Here is an 18270-nt window from a genome sequence, read left to right as displayed (position 1 = left end):
CACACATTTATAGTAAGGACGGTTAAACATGGAATTTAAGATAAAAAATGCTGAACTTGAAATAGTCTGTGGTATTACAAGTAAGCTTCCAAATAATACTCAGCCTGAGTTTGCTTTTGCTGGTAAGAGTAATGTTGGTAAGTCATCTCTTATAAACGGACTTATGAACCGCAAGAATCTTGCACGTACAAGTTCAGAGCCTGGAAAGACACAGACTATCAACTTTTATCATGTAAACAGTGAATTTTATCTGGTCGATCTTCCGGGCTATGGTTACGCAAAGAGAGCCAAGGGCGAAGTTGAAAAGTGGGGCAAGATGATAGAGAACTATCTTCATACATCCCGCGTTCTTAAGAATGTATTTCTTTTGATAGATATAAGACATGAGCCTTCAGCCAATGATATCCAGATGTATGAATGGATCGTTCATCAGGGATTTGAGCCTATCATTATTGCTACCAAGGCGGATAAGCTCAATAAATCACAGCTTCCCAAGGCAATAAAGCTCATACGTCAGACACTTAACATGCCTGCAGATGAGCTTCTGATCCCATATTCAGCTGTTACCAAAAAGGGAAGAGAAGAGATATACGACATCATAAATGAAAGACTGTAGATTTAAATAATTAATCCGATAATATAATTATAGAAACAGACTATTTTTATGAATTTTATTGTTTTTGTGATTTGTTATCGGATTTTCCTTATTTTGTCCAGGGAGAAAGGAAACATTTATGAGATGTATCAGAACCCCTATTAAATCAACGGTCTATAAATATGAACTTGGAAAAGGCTATGAAGATGGTTTTGAGCCCTATTCAGAGGTGGTTACCAAGGGCTGGTTTGTGACGGACAATCTGGTAAAAGTAACAAGGGATAATGGTCTTATCGTATGCCCTTATATCAATCACAGAAGAGGCCGCACATTCGTTTGCGAGAATGACTATGTAATAGTAGATGATGACGGAACCAAGCATCTGTGCGGACATGATAAGATATTTGACAGATACGAGATGATCGAGGAATGACTTGGGCGTTAATTTATTTGCTATAGGTTTGTTATATAAATCGAAATAAGCTTGATTTAGTTGTTTTATTGAACTTTATATATTTTGATCAAAGATCGGAAGCATGAAAGTGTTTCCGATTTTTTTATATTTATTTTATTGACTATAGTTTTGATGGTGTTATAGTTGATATAGAACAAATAACACTTAAGAGTTATTATGGTATTTGTGTAAAAAGTTTTGTAAATATGTACACCGGAGCATGTTTTTATTAAATGCTCGAAGGGAGAAGTTATGAATATCCAGAAATTTACGCAAAAGTCTCTTGAAGCAGTAAATAACTGCGATAATGTTGCAAGTGAATATGGCAATCTTGAGATAGAGCAGGAGCACCTTTTGTATTCTCTTCTGACTATTGAAGACAGCCTTATAGCTAATCTTATAGAGAAGATGGGAATCGACCTTCAGACCTTTATAGGAAGAGTTGAGAGAGCTTTGCAGAAGCGCCCTAAGGTTCAGGGCGGAAAGCCTTATATTGGAGAATACCTTAATAAGGTTCTTATAAACAGTGAAAATGCTGCCAAGTCTATGGGAGATTCCTATGTTTCTGTTGAGCATCTGTTTTTAGCTATGCTCAAATCTCCCAATAAGGAAATCAAAGAGCTGTTCAAGGAATTTGGTATAACAAGGGAATCTTTTCTCAAAGCATTATCAGAAGTAAGAGGTAACAGAACAGTTGATTCAGATAATCCTGAAGCCACTTACGATACTCTTGCAAAGTATGGAGAAGAGCTTGTTGAAAAGGCAAGAAACCAGAAACTTGATCCTGTAATCGGAAGAGATTCTGAGATAAGAACTGTTATCCAGATCCTGTCACGTAAGACCAAGAATAATCCGGTGCTTATTGGTGAGCCTGGCGTTGGTAAGACTGCTGTTGTAGAAGCTCTTGCCAGACGTATAGCAAATGGTGATGTACCTAATTCGCTTCTTAACAAGAAGATCTTTTCCCTTGATATGGGAGCACTTGTTGCGGGAGCTAAGTACAGAGGCGAATTTGAAGAAAGGCTTAAGGCTGTCCTTGAAGATGTTGCCAAGTCTGACGGAGAGATCATTCTCTTTATCGATGAGCTTCATACGATCGTTGGCGCAGGTAAGACTGACGGCGCCCTTGATGCTGGCAATATGCTTAAGCCCATGCTTGCAAGAGGAGAACTTCACTGCATAGGTGCGACAACGCTTAATGAATATCGTCAGTATATAGAGAAGGATGCTGCTCTTGAAAGACGTTTCCAGCCGGTAATGGTTAATGAGCCGACAGTGGAGGATACAATTAGTATACTAAGAGGTATTAAGGAGCGTTACGAGGATTTCCACGGTGTTAAGATCATGGATAATGCTCTTGTCAGTGCGGCAATACTATCTAATCGGTATATATCAGACAGATTTCTTCCTGATAAGGCTATCGATCTTGTAGATGAAGCCTGCGCGCTTGTTAAGACAGAGAAGGATACCATGCCTGCTGAGATGGATGAGATGACACGTAAGGAGACTCAGCTTCAGATAGAGAAGACCGCTCTTGAAAAAGAGAATGATTCACTTTCCAAAGAGCGTCTTGAGAATATCAAAAAGGAGCTGGCAGAGCTTAATGACAAGTTGTCAATCTTGAAGTCAAAATGGGAAAACGACAGAAATCTTGCTGATCACCTTTCTAATCTTCGTGAAAAGATCAATAATGTAAAATCTGAAATGGAGATTGCAAAGAGAAACGGAGATTTTGCTAAAGCTGCAGAGCTTCAGTATGGACAGCTTCCGGCACTTGAGAGTGAACTTGAAGCGGCAGAACAGAAAGAACAGGAGAAGGATGATTCACTTGTAAGCAGCGGCGTTTCCGAAGATGAGATAGCCCGCATTGTATCAAAGTGGACAGGAATTCCTGTTTCAAAGCTTTCTGAAAGTGAGAGAAGTAAGACTCTTCATCTTGCTGATGAACTGCATAAGAGAGTAATAGGACAGGACGAAGCTGTTACCAAGGTTTCGGAAGCTATAATGAGATCGAAAGCTGGCATCAAGGATCCAACCAAGCCTATTGGTTCGTTTCTTTTCCTTGGACCTACTGGTGTAGGTAAGACAGAGCTTGCCAAGTCACTTGCGGCATCACTTTTTGATGATGAGAACAACATCGTAAGAATTGATATGAGTGAGTATATGGAGAAATACTCAGTATCAAGACTTATTGGAGCACCTCCCGGATATGTTGGATATGAAGAAGGCGGTCAGCTTACCGAGGCAGTTCGCAGAAAGCCTTTCTCTGTAGTTTTGTTTGATGAGATAGAAAAGGCTCATCCTGACGTATTTAATGTAATGCTTCAGATACTCGACGATGGCCGCGTTACAGATTCCCAGGGACGAACTGTAGACTTTAAGAATACTATTCTTATCATGACATCAAACCTTGGCGCACAGAGCCTTTTAGAGGGTATCAGAGATGATGGTACGATAGAAGAGAATGCGCAAAGTGAAGTTATGAACGAGCTTCGAATGCACTTTAGACCTGAGTTTCTTAACAGACTTGATGAGATCATCATGTTCAGACCACTTACTAAGGACAATATAAACGGTATAGTCGATCTTATCGTAGATGATCTTAATAAGAGACTTGAAGAAAGAGAGATAAGCATTAGACTATCAGATGCTGCCAAAAAGCTTATAGCAGATGAAGCCTATGATCCAAGCTATGGTGCAAGACCTCTTAAGAGATATATTCAAAAGTATGTTGAAACTATGTCAGCAAAGCTTATACTTGAAGATAAGGTAAGACCTAAGGACGTTATCACATTTGATGCTGAAGACGGTCATCTGACCGCAGAAGCAGGAAAGGTATAAGATAGTATGTCACTTGAAAATATCCCTAAAGATCCCGTTATGCTCATGTCCTTTATGAACATGAAACTTAGAGACAAGTATTCATCTTTGGAAGTTCTTGCAGATGATCTTGACATAAGTGAAAGTGAACTTAAAGAGCTTGTTGAAAGATTAAAAAGCGCAGGTTTTGATTACAACAGTTCAAGAAATCAGTTTATTTAATGATCTGAATAGTTTGTATTAAAGGTATTACGTACATTCCCCAAAAGAAGGAAGGAGTTATCTCCTTCCTTCAAAAAATTCATCAATATTATGTACAAGTTCTGGTGGCGGCATGGACTTGAGAAGATATTTCTCGGGTTTAAGTGCGGCCACTTTTAGTACTGATGTTTTATCGCTCTTGGCTGTAAGGAACATAACAGGAATGTTTTTGGTCATAGGGTCATTACGAAGCATTGCAAAAACCTGAGGGCCTGATACAACAGGCATCATGTAATCAAGAAGTATAAGATCTACCTGATTGGTTGCAAGGAAGGTAATGGCATTCATTCCGGAATTGGCAATGTAAACTTCGTATTTGATAGAAAGCCATTCTTTTATGGTTCTGAGCATTACACCGTCATCATCTACCACAAGGATCTTTTTCTTATCAGAATCAGGATCAAGAAGAGAGTGTTCTACAAGTTCGTTCATGGCACTTGCAAGCATCTTGACGTTTAGAGGACGTTCGAACTTTCGGGTTATCTTGGCTTCCGGGATTATTTCAAATGCAGCATTGAATTCATTGATATTGCCGATAAGGAATAGCTTAATATGCTCTGTATCTATAAGTTCGCGCAAGGCTTCCATAATGTCAGCAGGAACAGGCTCTTCAAGATACATGACGTATAGTGGAGAGCGGCCTGATGTTGCCTTGATCAAACTTGTCTCAGGATTGATGCCAATTACTTCATAACCTTCTGCTTCAAGCCCTTTAACAACTGCTTTAACCATGAACTTTTTGGAATCACCAATAAGAATCGCCTTCTTTTCCATGGAAGAGTATCCTTTCAGATAGGGCACATTAGTCTCAATATAAAAATACTATTGAAGATATAATTAATAATACCATATTTAGATAGTATATATTTGTTATTTTGCTATTTTTGCAAAATATTAAGAATTCCGTCTCTGTTAACTGAAGCAAGCATTGAACGAACTTTGTCCAGTAGCTCCTTAGAAGATTCAGGAATACTGTAGTTTTCATACAGTTCAGCGATAGCTGCATCAGCACTGTCAAAATCAAAAGCTTCAACTAGCTCTCTTATACCTGATTTGTATTCTTCAAGCTCACTTTCTGATATTTCAGGAAGAGCATCATCTGGGGCATTTTCTTCAAACATCATAGGTGCGAGCTTTTCCCTGTAGCCATGGAACAGAGCCAGAAGGAGAGGTGTTTTAGCCTCTATCTCTTCGACGTTTTTGTCATCTCCGCATTTTTCAAGATATTCTGCATCTTTTGATAGTTTGAGAGCGCCTATAAGTCTTGAAGAACTCTTAAGTGAGTGTACCTGAATAGTATAGTTTTCGTAGTCACCGTTTTTGGCATATTCTTCTATGAGCTTACCTTTTTCAGCTATCGACGAATAGAAATCCTTTAAGACTTTTTGGAGTATCTCAGGACTTCCGCAGTTCTGCAGTGCAACATCAATATTTATACCTGCAGAATCTCCAAGGCTCTTTAGATCCTTCTGAAGATATTTTTTGCCGCAGATTACGATGTGGTCTCCTTCATTGATCTCAGTTGTCTTGACAGGGTTCTTACGAATGTCGCTGATATCTGCTGCGTATTCAGGAGTGCCAAACATATGTACAGATTCTTTTGGCAGATAATCAATGAGCATCTTTTCTAGCTTGACGCTGTCTACAGGCTTGGAAAGATAATCTGAGAATCCTGCTTCAAGATATTCCTCTCTGGCTCCTGCTATGGCATTTGCTGTAAGGGCTATGCATGGAGCATTAAAGGACAGATTCTTGGGACCCATGTTCTTAAGTCTGTGAAGGGTTTCTATTCCGTCCATTTCAGGCATTCTGTGATCGATGAAAATGATGTCATATGCCGTCTGAGTTACCATTTCAAGACACTGGGCACCGGAAACAGCAGTATCAACTGTCAGCTGTGTATCTTTTAGAAGACCTACAACAACTGTAAGGTTCATGGCTGTATCATCAACAACCAGGATCTTTGCATCAGGAGCGTGGAATGAAGTGCGGTATTTCTTGTGGGACGACATGCTCTTTCTGAAGGACTGGGATATATCACCCACAGGCTCTTCCGAAATGACTCTCTGCTTTATGGCAAAAGAGAATTCGCTTCCTTTTCCATATTCGCTCTTTACATCCATATGAGAATCCATCATTTGAAGGAGGTTTTGAACGATGCTTATTCCAAGACCTGTACCTTCTACTGTACGATTCCTTACTTCGTCTATGCGTTCAAACGGAGTATAAAGACGGTCAAGATCATCTTCCTTCATGCCTATTCCGGTATCTTCAATTTTTACCTTTAGATAAATGTTGTCGCCGCCGGCTTCTTCATAATCTAAAGAGAAAGTGACACTACCTTTGTTGGTGTACTTGACCGCATTAGTAAGAATGTTAAGGATGCACTGCTTGATCCTGATATCATCACCGTAGAGAAGGTGAGGTATGTTGGGATTAACATGGATGATCAGATCAAGATGCTTTTCCTGAGCCCTGATGGATATCATATTGTAAAGATCAACGATAAGTGAGCCTATATCATATTCAATAGGGATGATCTCCATCTTACCTGCTTCGATCTTTGAAAAATCAAGGATATCATTTACCAGAGAAAGAAGAGTTCTGCCTGATGACTGTATACTAAGTGCATACAGGGTCAGATTTTCATCTTTATCGTATTCACGCAGGATCATTTCATCCATGCCAAGGATGACATTGATAGGAGTGCGAAGCTCATGAGACATGTTTGAAAGGAAGGAGTTTTTGGCAGCATTAGCCTGCGTTGCAACTCGCAGATCTTCCATAAGCTTTTGCTCTTTTCTCATGGACTGGACATAGTTGACCAGATAGTCTGTAGTCTTTTCAATACTGTGGTAGAGATCTTCAACCTCATTTCCGGTATCAATGTTAAGGTCATGGATAGCTTTGACCTTGTCTACAACATCAAGATCAAAAGAGCTGTGGATGACAGAATCCGAGTCGGAGCTTATGACCTCATTGTCATAGGAATCATCAACAAAGTCAGATGTAGCCTTAGTTAGTCGTACAATAGGCGCGGCAATTCTTTTTTGAGAAAAAAAGTTGGTGAAAATACCTGCAGGAATGGCTATATTCATGATGAACATGATAAGCCTTATGTTATAGGCGATTCCGTTTCTGTTATATACAAAGGTGTTGTAAGTGCTTGTGAGGAGAACTTTGGACAGATTGAAAGTTGCGCCTTCTGTATATACTACGGTTTCATTTTCTTCGTTAAGTTCATAAAGCCCATTGTCTGCGCTGAAATCAAGTACATCCAGAATGCCCGAAACTTCGCCCGATTTATCTGATGGGACGATTACATCGGAAGATATGGACGGAATCAGAAAGGCGGAAGCAAAGGCGGCACCTATACTGAAAATGATACAGTCTATGGCTATAAGCGTTGTAAGCCTTGTACTAAGTACTGATTTCTGGATAGTCTGATAATCTGTATTTGCATAGTAGACGCCATAAGGAATCTTGGATTTCAGGTTATCAGGAAGATATTTAAATATTTGATGAAGCAGGGCAAAAGAAAGAAGAGCTTCAGGCAGTGCCCCTATCATATAAAGAGCATAAGTCTCAGACATTGGACGGACAATCTCTATATTCCTTATCCTGCATACCAAAAACCACCATAAGGGTCCCAGGTTAAATGCAATAATAAGCGCACCAACAAGAGCAAAACGTCTTTTTAAAAACCATCTGTGAGATGACATATAGCCTATGGCAAAGACAGTTGCTGTAAAGATGAACATCATGTAAAGGTATCTTGCATCTGATAAAGATTTATAAATAAAAATAGTATAGACAAGGAGTATTCCCCAGAAATAACCATGAAAACCGGTCATGAGGATAAGTGGGATATCCTTGAAAGTGAATTCAAAGGATACATTGCCGATTCGCACCGGGATTCCTGAGTCAACAATACAGATGGAAATGATCGTAGCACAAATATAGCAAAGAAAACTGATAAATATCTTCAGAATTTTCTGCCTGGTGAAATTACCTGTTATGTCAAAAATCAGCAACCTTCTGTTCGACATATACACTCCAATAAAATTATTAAGGAATCAGATAATTTATCGGCATTTTTAGACATAAAAAATAGACTTGCGGTTAAAAAACCAAAAAGCGGCAAAAAATGTTAGGGTGTGGTATAATCGCTAGGTGAGATTTAGTCTTATGTGAACCTACGGGTTCAAAAAATTGTTTTGTAAATCGAGAAAGGATGTTCATAAAAATGGGCAGATATTTTGGTACAGATGGTTTCAGAGGAGAAGCTAATGTAGGACTTACAGCAGATCATGCATATACAGTAGGTCGTTTCCTTGGCTGGTATTATGGCGAGCTTAAGCGCCAGAAGGGAGATACATCAGCTCCAAGAGTTGTTATCGGCAAGGATACAAGACGTTCAAGCTATATGTTTGAGTATAGCCTTGTGGGAGGCCTTGTAGCATCTGGTGCAGATGCTTACCTTCTTCATGTAACAACTACTCCTTCAGTTGCCTATGTAACTAGAGTAGATGAGTTTGACTGCGGTGTTATGATCACTGCCAGCCACAATCCATTTTATGATAATGGTATAAAGCTTTTAAACGGTAATGGCGAGAAGATGGACGAGAAGACTATCGGACTTGTAGAAGATTACATCGATGGTAATCTTACTGCATTTGGTAAAAAGTGGGATTCAATTCCTTTTGCCACAAAGGATTCCATCGGATGTACAGTTGACTATGTATCAGGAAGAAATCGCTACGTAGGATACCTTATTTCTCTTGGACTTTATTCTTTCAAGGGAATGAAGGTTGGTCTTGACTGTGCTAACGGCGCATCCTGGAACATTGCTAAGAGCGTATTTGATGCTCTTGGTGCTACAACTTATGTTATCAATGATGAGCCTAACGGAACTAACATCAATAACAATGCAGGTTCTACACACATTGAAGGACTTCAGAAATTCGTTGTAGAAAAGGGTCTTGATATTGGTTTTGCTTATGACGGTGATGCAGACAGATGTCTTTGCGTTGACGAAAAAGGTAATGTTGTAAACGGAGACCACATTCTCTATGTTTACGGCAAATACATGAAGGATAAGGGCGAACTTGTTAACAACACAGTTGTTACAACTGTTATGTCTAACTTCGGACTTTACAAGGCGTTTGATGAAGCAGGTATAGATTACGCTAAGACTGCAGTTGGTGATAAGTATGTATATGAGTACATGACAGAGAACAACTGCGTAATAGGCGGTGAGCAGTCCGGACATATCATCTTCAGCAAGTATGCTACAACAGGTGATGGTATCATGACATCCATCAAGATGATGGAAGTTATGCTTGCAAGAAAGAAGAAGATGTCAGAGCTTTGCTCTCCTCTTACAATCTATCCTCAGGTACTTGAGAATATCCGTGTAACAGATAAGACTGCAGCTCAGAATGATCCTGACGTTGTAGCTAAGGTTAATGCTGTAGCAGATGAACTTGGCAACACAGGAAGAATCCTTGTTCGTGAGTCAGGTACAGAGCCTGTTGTCAGAGTTATGGTAGAAGCAGAAGATAAAGAGACTTGCAGAAATTATGTAGAATCTGTTATCCGCGTTATTAAGGAAAAAGGCTTCGCTGCAAAATAATATAAAGTACTATAAAGAAACATAAGGTTATATAAATATATAAAAGACTAATATTTGAAAGCTTTTTTCAGGTATTAGTCTCTTATTTGTAGATATGCATGGGGTTACCACATGGATTTGTTTGAATATGCAAGTAAGAAGGCTGCAGCCACTGAGTCACCTCTTGCAGCTCGTATGCGTCCAACAAGCCTTGATGAGGTTGTAGGGCAGCAACACATAATAGGACGTGACAAACTTTTATATCGTGCGATAAAGGCTGACAAGATAAGGTCCATCATCTTGTACGGACCACCCGGAACCGGTAAGACGACTCTTGCCAAAGTTATTGCTAATACAACAAAGGCTGAGTTTATGCAGATCAATGCTACCATAGCCGGCAAGAAGGATATGGAAGATGTTGTAAGCAAAGCCAAAGATAACCTTGGCATGTATCAAAAGAAGACTATTCTTTTTATAGATGAGATACACCGCTTTAATAAGGGGCAGCAGGATTACCTCCTTCCATTTGTAGAAGACGGGACTGTGATCCTTATTGGTGCTACTACAGAAAATCCATACTTTGAAGTTAATGGGGCTTTGCTGTCAAGGTCAGTCATATTTGAACTTAAGCCCTTGTCCAAAGAGGATGTGGCAGTTTTAATAAATCGTGCTGTATATGATAAAGAAAAGGGCATGGGCTCTTTTGATGCAGTGATAGATGATGATGCGGTAGAGTTTTTGTCTGATATGGCTGACGGCGATGCAAGACATGCTCTTAATGCTGTCGAGCTTGGCATTATGACAACTGAAAGAAGTGAAGATGGTAAGATTCACATCACACTTGACGTTGCAAGAGAATGTATCCAGAAAAAGGTCGCTCGTTACGATAAGGATGGCGATAATCACTATGATACGATTTCTGCTTTTATCAAGAGTGTCAGAGGTTCTGATCCTGATGCAGCGGTTTACTATCTTGCAAGGATGATAAGTGCAGGAGAAGATCCCAAGTTCATTGCAAGGCGTATGATGGTGCTTGCATCTGAAGATATAGGTAATGCAGATCCTCAGGCACTGCAGGTTGCAGTTGCAGCAAGCCTTGCTGTAGAAAGGCTTGGAATGCCTGAAGGAAGGATTACACTTTCGCAGGCAGCAAGCTATCTTGCAACAGCACCAAAGAGTAATGCTGCTATATGCGCCATTGACGATGCTATGAAGGAAGTTGAAGGAAGCGGAAATCTTCAGATACCTACCCACCTTCAGGATGCTCATTATAAGTCTGCATCAAAGCTTGGCCACGGCGTTGGATATCAGTATGCTCACAACTATCCAAACCATTATGTTAAGCAGCAGTATCTTCCGTACGAGCTTAATGGGAAGGAGTTCTATTCACCTTCAGGTAACGGGTATGAACTCAAGATAAGAGATCATATGAGGGCTCTTAAGGCAGCAGAAGAAAAGCGTCTTAAAGAAGAGCAGAGTAGCGAAGAATAGACTAAAACAGAACATAGTAAAGAATAATAACTAAAAGAAAAATAGCAAAGATCTAATATATCTTTAGGAGATTGATACACTTGGCATCTCAGTATTTAACACTTTATAAAATAATAGTTCTGTACATGCTTAAAAGGTCTGATGTAGAGCTTTCCAAGTCCCAGCTTTATGACTTTATACTTGGAAATGAATACACTACCTTTATGACCCTTCAGGAGGCTTTTGGAGAACTCAGTGAACAGAAGCTTATAAATGAACGTAAGGAGCGCAACAGGACCTTCTTAGAGCTTACAGAAGCAGGAGAAGAGGCTTTGCACTTCTTTATAGGTCAGATGAATCCTGAGATCCGCCTTCAGATAGATGCTTATCTTAAGGAAAATAAGATAAAGCTTCGCAATGAATCATCTCTTCTTGCTGATTATAACAAGCGTTCAGATGGTCAGTATGTGGCAAGACTTATTGCAAAGGAAATGGGAGAGGATCTTATAAATATCCAGATAACTGTCCCTACTGAAAGTATGGCAGATCAGGTCTGTGCCAAATGGCATGACAAGAGCACGGAAATATATTCATATATTGCAGATCAGCTTTTAAATGATTCGGATTCTAAAACGGATCAACCATGATTCAGATACTTTGTAAATTAGGTTTGACAAGGCATTTGGTAACTAGTATAATAACATTCGTGGCTTGCGAAAGATAAGGATTTATCCGCTTTTGCAGATATGCCAGGCTGTTGTAGCACAGTCGGTAGTGCGTCGCATTGGTAGTGCGGAGGTCACGGGTTCGATTCCCGTCAGCAGCTTTTTATATAGACTCTCAAAGTCAGATGTGTCATGACTTTGAGAGTTTTTTGTTTTACTTAAATATACTGATAAGATATGAGAATTTTTCTCTCGAGATGTGAGTACGAATGTTTTATATAAAAAGGGTCGGTACCGAAATTGGTACCGACCCTTAAATAGTCATAATGTGAAGTTTGATCTCGATTCAGAGATCTTATCAGCCGCCATTTTGCTGATCGTCTGAAGGCGGTGCTGCATCAGGCGGAGTCGTGTCTGCCGGCGGTTGTGCATTTGGATCAGGAGTTGCATTAGGATCCGGAACTGCATTTGAATCCGTTCCGGCTGCCGCAGCGGCATTCCGGTTGATTATTTCCTGATTCTGCTGAACCAGAATTTCCTGAGCATTAGGCTGGGCAAAGAAGCTTTCATTATGTGGACATAGTACATTAGGATCGACTACGCCGGCTTCTCCAGCTGAACCTGCTGAGTACTGCTTTAATATATCCGGCTCTTCAGGAACTACTGTTACAACCTGCTGTACCTTGAATGGACACAGATCAGTTGCGGCAAGTCCTGAATAATTACATATTGTCTGATATACATGTACGTTACAGCTCTCTGTAGGAACTGTTCCGACTTCGAAGTATTCAGTTCCAAGACTACCATCGCAAATGCCTGCTGTTGGAAGAAGTCCTGAATCCTTACATACAGTTGCTGTCGTGATTCCGCTAGGCACCTGGAAGGTGGCAGAAGGAAGATCCTCGTGAATCTGTGACATTACCTTACGCCAAAGAGTCTTTGCAAGGTGTGTCTCTTCTGATGTAGAAAGATCTTCGTTGTTGTCATAACCGGCCCAGCAAGTAGCTGTGTAATAGTTAGTAAATCCGCAGAGCCATACGTCATTTTCATCTGATGTAGTACCTGTCTTGGCAGCGATGGCTGTTCCACCGAAGTTAACAGCTGTACCTGTACCGGATGTTACAACGTCCTGCATGGCACTTGTAAGAAGGAATGCAGTTGTTTCTTTAAGAACCTGCTCACCTTCGATAGCAGTATTATCAATGATGACATTACCATCATGGTCTACTATTTTTGTAAAAAGCTTAGGTTTGATATAGTATCCGCCATTTGCGATAGTAGCATATGCTGAGTTGATCTCAATGTTCTTAACACCGTAAGTGATACCACCAAGACACAGTGTCTGCTGTATATCGGAGAATACCTTACCGTTACGCTCTTCACGTTCAACAAGGGTTGTGATATGGAACTTGTTTACAAGATAATCATAACCAAGCTGAGGAGTGATGAGTGTCATAAGCTTAACAGTTACAACGTTCATAGAATCGCGGATACCTGATCTTAATGTAGAAAGACCACGATAGCCGTTGTACCAGTTTCTTACAGGAGTTCCGTTAGTATAGTTGAACGGAGCGTCGTTGATGACTGTAGCAAGTGTATAACCGGCGCTGTCAAGAGCAGGAGCATAAGCGGATAGAACCTTAAATGCTGAACCTGGCTGTCTCTTAACGTCTGTTGCTCTGTTAAGAGTTCTGCTCGCTGTCTTGGTTCCTCGTCCGCCTTCCATAGCTACGATATATCCTGTAGCCTGGTCTTCGATCGTAAGAGATACCTGAGGCTGGGGAGTAAGAGTGTATTTTTCATCAATGATAGTATCAGTCTCAGTGACAACAGCAGCCTTATACTGTTCGATAGCTTCTTCTGCAGCTTCTGTAGAAGAGAAGGTCAGGTCAAAGGATCTGTTGGATTCTTTGAAGTAGGTCTCCATCATCTCGTCGCTGTAGTTTACATATTCACCGGATTCTGTCTTTATAGTAAGAGCATAATCCAGAAGATAGCTAGTATTTGCAGGGAAGTTTGATTCATCCTGGAAGACTTCATCACATATTCCCTGGATATGAGGATCCATTGTTGAATAGATCTTAAGACCACCACTGTAAAGAAGTGAATATGCCTGAGTTTCTGTATAGCCTGCTTCTACTAATGCGTTAAGTACTTCATCTGTAAGAGCATCAACGAAGTAGGAGTTAACTGTATTGTCTTCAGTTTCTGAATCTACTACCTGAATTCTGGAATATGGATCATCCGCCATGGCTTCGTCATACTGAGCCTGGGTTATGAACTCGAATTCAAGCATGTTGTCGAGAACTTTTTTACGTCTCTCAGCATTTTTATCAGGGTGAGTGATCGGGTTAAACTTACTCGGGTTCTGAGTGATACCTGCAATAACAGCACATTCAGATAATGTCAGCTCACTTACTGATTTATTGAAATAACGAAGAGAAGCTGCCTGTACACCAAGAGTGTTCTGACCAAGGTTAATGGTATTCATGTAGTTAAGAAGAATATCTTCCTTGGACATTGTCTTTTCGAGCTGGATCGCGAGGTACTGCTCCTGGATCTTACGCTTGAACTTTGCTACAAGTGTGTCCTCTTCTGTCCATCCTGTAAAGACATTGTTCTTGATGAGCTGCTGAGTGATGGTTGAAGCTCCTTCTGAGAAAGAGCCTGATGTTGCAGCAACATATCCTGCACGAATGATACCCTGAATATCAATTCCGTTATGATCATAAAAACGGGCATCCTCGATTGCAACGAATGCATTCTGAAGATCCTTTGGTACCATATCCAGTGTGACAGGAATACGGTTTGAGTCTGTAGATACGAGCTTGGCAATCTGATTACCTTCAGAATCATATACAAAAGTACTGAATCCGGAAGGAGTTACATCGATATTGCTTATATCAGGAGATGAATCAATAATACCCTGAAAGGCTCCGATTCCGGCGCTTATAAGCAGTATAACTACAGAAAGTACAGCCAAAAGGAACAGTTTGAATGACATGGTTGCAAACTTCTTGCCCCATCGACCAGTTCCGTTACGAAGCGCAGTTTCTTGCTTTCTGACGCCTTCTTTACTATAATTCATAACATTTGCCTCCAATTTATCAGTCTATTATAGCAAAAATGGGCGCTCGAATAAAGAAGGTAAGCTCAAAGTTAACAATTTATGATATGTTTTCGCAACTTTGAATCAGAAATCCGCATTTACTGCGGATTTCGTAAGAAAGTGAATCGGTAGGTAAATAGGCTAGGCACCGAAGGTGTTCTCAATTGGCCTATTTACATGACTTTTGGAACGAAGTGACAAAAAGTCATGTGTTTTCGTGACTCTGAATCATAAAAACACGATTATTACATTTTTTATAGGAAAAAATCATAAAGAGTACGTATAAAAAGATAATATTATTGTATTTTAACCTTGTTTTATCACTTCAGGTTCGTTTACTATATTTTTATGGAAAAAATTAACGAAAATGACAGATCATATAAAATCATAGTTGAAGGCGGAAACGACGAGATCGAAATTAAAAAATCCCGCTTTATAGGACAGGCTTTTCCGATTGAAAGTGCTCAGGAAGCAGAAGAAATCATTAAATCTGTGGAAAAGAAATATTGGGATGCCCGTCACAACTGCTATGCCTATATTCTTGGCTCAGGAAGTGAAGTACAGCGCTTTTCAGATAACGGTGAGCCTTCAGGAACTGCAGGAAAACCAATACTTGAAGTCCTTCAGGGAGCAGAGCTTACCAATACACTTATCATAGTTACAAGGTATTTTGGAGGTACACTTCTTGGAACAGGCGGACTTGTAAGAGCCTATACCCAGGCTTCCCAGGCAGCGATCGCAGCATCCAAGACAGCGGTAATGACATATGGGCAGAAGATAACCTTTAGCATCGGCTATGATATGGTAGACAAGATCCAGCACACCTTCGGCCAGATGGAAATACCACTTAATAATCCTGTATATGGCGCAGATGTTAGCTATGACATAATCGTAAGTGCAGGGGATGTGGAAAGTGTCAAGACCAAGATCACTGAGATCACAAGTGCAAGAGCAGTAATAGTAGAAGGAGAAAAGGGCTTTTTCCCTATATAAACACAAAATAGTGCAAATAATATAAGCCAGCGACATCAATCGTCGCTGGCTTTTCTGATTCTATGTATCGATTACAGGATGTAATTAAGTACATGTTCAGAATTGCGGAGTTTTGAAAAAACTCCTATGCAACTTCTATGTACCATTATTTTTTATTTTTAAATCCTGCTCTCTTACGCATTGTAGGATCAAGGATTCTCTTACGAACACGAAGTGTTTCTGGTGTTACTTCAAGAAGCTCGTCTGTATCGATGAACTCGATAGCTTCCTCAAGAGACATAACCTTAGGTGGAACAAGACGAAGAGCTTCATCAGATGATGATGTACGTGTGTTAGACAGATGCTTTGTCTTACATACGTTAACTTCGATATCTTCGCTCTTACCACTTGAACCGATTACCATACCTGAGTAAACCTTATCACCTGGCTTAACAAAGAGAGTACCACGCTCCTGTGCATTGAAAAGACCATAAGTAACAGCTTCACCTGTCTCGAAAGCGATAAGTGAACCCTGCTTACGATATGAAATCTCTCCCTTGAATGGTGCATATCCGGAGAACTCAGTATTCATGATACCGTTACCCTTTGTATCTGTCATGAAGTCGTTTCTGTAACCGATGAGACCACGTGAAGGAATGTTGAACTCAAGACGGCTGTATCCGCCGTTAGTTGTACCCATGTTTACAAGTTCACCTTTACGCTCTGAAAGTCTTGAGATTACAGTACCTGAGAATTCTTCAGGAACATCTACATAACATTTTTCCATAGGCTCGAGTTTCTTGCCATTTTCATCTGTCTTGTAGATAACTTCAGCCTTTGATACAGCGAACTCATAGCCTTCACGACGCATGTTCTCGATAAGAACTGAAAGGTGAAGCTCACCACGTCCCGAAACTTTAAGAGTATCTGTAGATTCTGTATCTTCAACTCTGAGTGATACGTCAGTATTAAGCTCTTTGTAGAGACGGTCTCTGATCTGACGTGATGTAACGAACTTACCTTCCTGACCAGCAAGAGGAGAGTCGTTAACGATGAAGTTCATGCTGATAGTAGGCTCTGAGATCTTCTGGAAAGGAATAGCAACAGGATTCTCAGGTGCGCAAAGTGTATCACCGATCTTCATATCACTGATACCGGAAATAGCTACGATAGAACCGATTCCAGCTTCTGTAACTTCTACTTTGTTAAGACCATCAAACTCATAGAGCTTGCTGACCTTAGTCTTTATAAGTCTGTCAGGCTCATGGTGGTTAACGATAACAACTTCATCATTAACTTTAACCTTACCGTTATCAACCTTACCTACACCGATACGACCTACATATTCGCTGTAGTCGATAGTTGAGATAAGAACCTGGGTATTAGCTTCAGGATCTCCTGTTGGTGCAGGAATATACTCAACAATTGTATCAAGAAGAGGCTTCATGTCTGTTCCCTGATCATCAAGTGACTTGGAAGCAACACCAGCCTTAGCAGATGCAAATACGAAAGGACAGTCAAGCTGCTCATCGTTAGCACCAAGATCCATAAGAAGCTCAAGTACTTCGTCGATTACATCGTTAGGACGAGCTTCAGGACGGTCGATCTTGTTGATACATACTACAACAGGAAGTCCGAGCTCCATTGCTTTACGAAGAACGAACTTAGTCTGAGGCATAGGACCTTCAAAAGCATCTACAACAAGTACTACGCCATTAACCATCTTAAGTACACGCTCAACCTCACCACCGAAATCAGCGTGGCCTGGTGTGTCGATGATGTTGATCTTAACGTTATTGTATGAAATAGCTGTATTCTTGGACATGATTGTGATACCACGCTCACGCTCGATATCATTTGAGTCCATGACTCTTTCTGCTACTTCCTGGTTGTCACGGAAAATTCCGCTCTGGTGAAGCAGGGCATCAACAAGTGTTGTTTTACCATGGTCAACGTGAGCGATAATGGCAACGTTTCTAATGTCATCTCTTGTCTGTATCATTCTGGTACTCCTTAAAAAACTACGGGTTCCGGATCTTTGCCGGAATCCTATTCATATAGTAACTTCTTAATCTGTTATTTCAAAACCAACACATTTTAGCACTATAAAACACGCGATGCAACAATGATATCAAAAAAACATTTATAAATCGATGTAAAATATACACCAACTATTAACATAAAACAAGAATTAATTAGTCAAAATTACGTATATTGTTATAGAGAAGCCTGATGATATTAAGAAGCAAGAGTGTGTTACAAATCAAAAATCCGCAACGAGTGCGGATTTTTTGAAGAAACAATATAAAA

General features: G+C 40.2%; 12 protein-coding genes and 1 tRNA gene. 9 read left to right on the top strand and 4 right to left on the bottom strand.

All coding sequences use genetic code 11. The features are described 5' to 3' along the window. Positions 1-28 precede the first annotated feature (28 nt). The 4 genes from yihA to WAA20_RS16055 all read left to right on the top strand — a co-directional run bounded on the left by yihA (position 29) and on the right by WAA20_RS16055 (position 4091). Entirely contained in the window at positions 29-616 is a 588-nt protein-coding gene (yihA, locus tag WAA20_RS16070) for a ribosome biogenesis GTP-binding protein YihA/YsxC (protein WP_073390288.1), read from the top strand. A 118-nt stretch (positions 617-734) separates the two neighbouring features. Beyond that, entirely contained in the window at positions 735-1028 is a 294-nt protein-coding gene (locus tag WAA20_RS16065) for a hypothetical protein (RefSeq protein WP_073390287.1), read from the top strand. A 273-nt stretch (positions 1029-1301) separates the two neighbouring features. After that, entirely contained in the window at positions 1302-3890 is a 2589-nt protein-coding gene (clpB, locus tag WAA20_RS16060) for an ATP-dependent chaperone ClpB (protein WP_073390286.1), read from the top strand. Between the two features lie 6 nt (positions 3891-3896). Further along, the gene (locus WAA20_RS16055; RefSeq protein ID WP_073390284.1) at positions 3897-4091 is read left to right on the top strand and encodes a DUF4250 domain-containing protein; all 195 of its coding nucleotides are present in this window, start codon (positions 3897-3899) and stop codon (positions 4089-4091) included. Positions 4092-4148: 57 nt separating this feature from the next. Here WAA20_RS16055 and WAA20_RS16050 read toward each other — a convergent pair whose 3' ends face one another. Continuing rightward, complete coding sequence (locus tag WAA20_RS16050; protein WP_073390283.1) at positions 4149-4904, bottom strand: response regulator; 756 nt, start codon at positions 4902-4904, stop codon at positions 4149-4151. A 104-nt stretch (positions 4905-5008) separates the two neighbouring features. After that, positions 5009-8179 carry an ATP-binding protein gene (locus tag WAA20_RS16045; protein ID WP_073390282.1) on the bottom strand — a complete coding sequence of 1057 codons (3171 nt, stop codon included), beginning with the start codon at positions 8177-8179 and terminating at the stop codon, positions 5009-5011. Between the two features lie 197 nt (positions 8180-8376). On the opposite strand from WAA20_RS16045, the gene glmM reads away from it, so the two are divergent. The 4 genes from glmM (at position 8377) to WAA20_RS16025 (ending at position 12040) form a co-directional block, all read left to right on the top strand. Beyond that, on the top strand, positions 8377-9765 hold the full coding sequence (gene glmM, locus WAA20_RS16040) for a phosphoglucosamine mutase (RefSeq protein WP_073390280.1): 1389 nt from the start codon (positions 8377-8379) through the stop codon (positions 9763-9765). Positions 9766-9876: 111 nt separating this feature from the next. Beyond that, positions 9877-11235 carry a replication-associated recombination protein A gene (locus WAA20_RS16035; RefSeq protein WP_073390278.1) on the top strand — a complete coding sequence of 453 codons (1359 nt, stop codon included), beginning with the start codon at positions 9877-9879 and terminating at the stop codon, positions 11233-11235. A gap of 71 nt (positions 11236-11306) precedes the next feature. Further along, entirely contained in the window at positions 11307-11861 is a 555-nt protein-coding gene (locus WAA20_RS16030; protein WP_338801522.1) for a DUF4364 family protein, read from the top strand. 106 nt (positions 11862-11967) lie between these two features. Next, positions 11968-12040 (top strand) — tRNA-Thr (locus WAA20_RS16025). Positions 12041-12237: 197 nt separating this feature from the next. On the opposite strand, the gene WAA20_RS16020 is transcribed toward WAA20_RS16025, so the two are convergent. Then, complete coding sequence (locus tag WAA20_RS16020; RefSeq protein WP_073390275.1) at positions 12238-14967, bottom strand: transglycosylase domain-containing protein; 2730 nt, start codon at positions 14965-14967, stop codon at positions 12238-12240. Positions 14968-15336: 369 nt separating this feature from the next. Here WAA20_RS16020 and WAA20_RS16015 point away from each other — a divergent pair, with 369 nt between their 5' ends. Further along, positions 15337-15981 carry a YigZ family protein gene (locus WAA20_RS16015; RefSeq protein ID WP_073389016.1) on the top strand — a complete coding sequence of 215 codons (645 nt, stop codon included), beginning with the start codon at positions 15337-15339 and terminating at the stop codon, positions 15979-15981. Between the two features lie 145 nt (positions 15982-16126). Here the strand turns inward: WAA20_RS16015 and typA are convergent, their stop codons facing one another. Further along, a complete protein-coding gene (typA, locus tag WAA20_RS16010; RefSeq protein WP_073389015.1) occupies positions 16127-17962 on the bottom strand; it encodes a translational GTPase TypA in 1836 nt (611 codons plus the stop codon). Positions 17963-18270 lie beyond the last annotated feature (308 nt).

Source organism: Butyrivibrio fibrisolvens, assembly GCF_037113525.1.
GTDB classification, from domain to species: Bacteria; Bacillota; Clostridia; order Lachnospirales; family Lachnospiraceae; genus Butyrivibrio; species Butyrivibrio fibrisolvens.
This window is presented reverse-complemented; position numbering and strand designations above follow the sequence as displayed.

What these genes read in the sequence shown, in the direction of transcription:
- yihA (WP_073390288.1), top strand. Translation starts at nt 29, where the DNA reads ATGGAATTTAAGATAAAAAATGCTGAACTTGAAATAGTCTGTGGTATT.
- WAA20_RS16065 (WP_073390287.1), top strand. Translation starts at nt 735, where the DNA reads ATGAGATGTATCAGAACCCCTATTAAATCAACGGTCTATAAATATGAA.
- clpB (WP_073390286.1), top strand. Translation starts at nt 1,302, where the DNA reads ATGAATATCCAGAAATTTACGCAAAAGTCTCTTGAAGCAGTAAATAAC.
- WAA20_RS16055 (WP_073390284.1), top strand. Translation starts at nt 3,897, where the DNA reads ATGTCACTTGAAAATATCCCTAAAGATCCCGTTATGCTCATGTCCTTT.
- WAA20_RS16050 (WP_073390283.1), bottom strand. Translation starts at nt 4,904, where the DNA reads ATGGAAAAGAAGGCGATTCTTATTGGTGATTCCAAAAAGTTCATGGTT.
- WAA20_RS16045 (WP_073390282.1), bottom strand. Translation starts at nt 8,179, where the DNA reads ATGTCGAACAGAAGGTTGCTGATTTTTGACATAACAGGTAATTTCACC.
- glmM (WP_073390280.1), top strand. Translation starts at nt 8,377, where the DNA reads ATGGGCAGATATTTTGGTACAGATGGTTTCAGAGGAGAAGCTAATGTA.
- WAA20_RS16035 (WP_073390278.1), top strand. Translation starts at nt 9,877, where the DNA reads ATGGATTTGTTTGAATATGCAAGTAAGAAGGCTGCAGCCACTGAGTCA.
- WAA20_RS16020 (WP_073390275.1), bottom strand. Translation starts at nt 14,967, where the DNA reads ATGAATTATAGTAAAGAAGGCGTCAGAAAGCAAGAAACTGCGCTTCGT.
- WAA20_RS16015 (WP_073389016.1), top strand. Translation starts at nt 15,337, where the DNA reads ATGGAAAAAATTAACGAAAATGACAGATCATATAAAATCATAGTTGAA.
- typA (WP_073389015.1), bottom strand. Translation starts at nt 17,962, where the DNA reads ATGATACAGACAAGAGATGACATTAGAAACGTTGCCATTATCGCTCAC.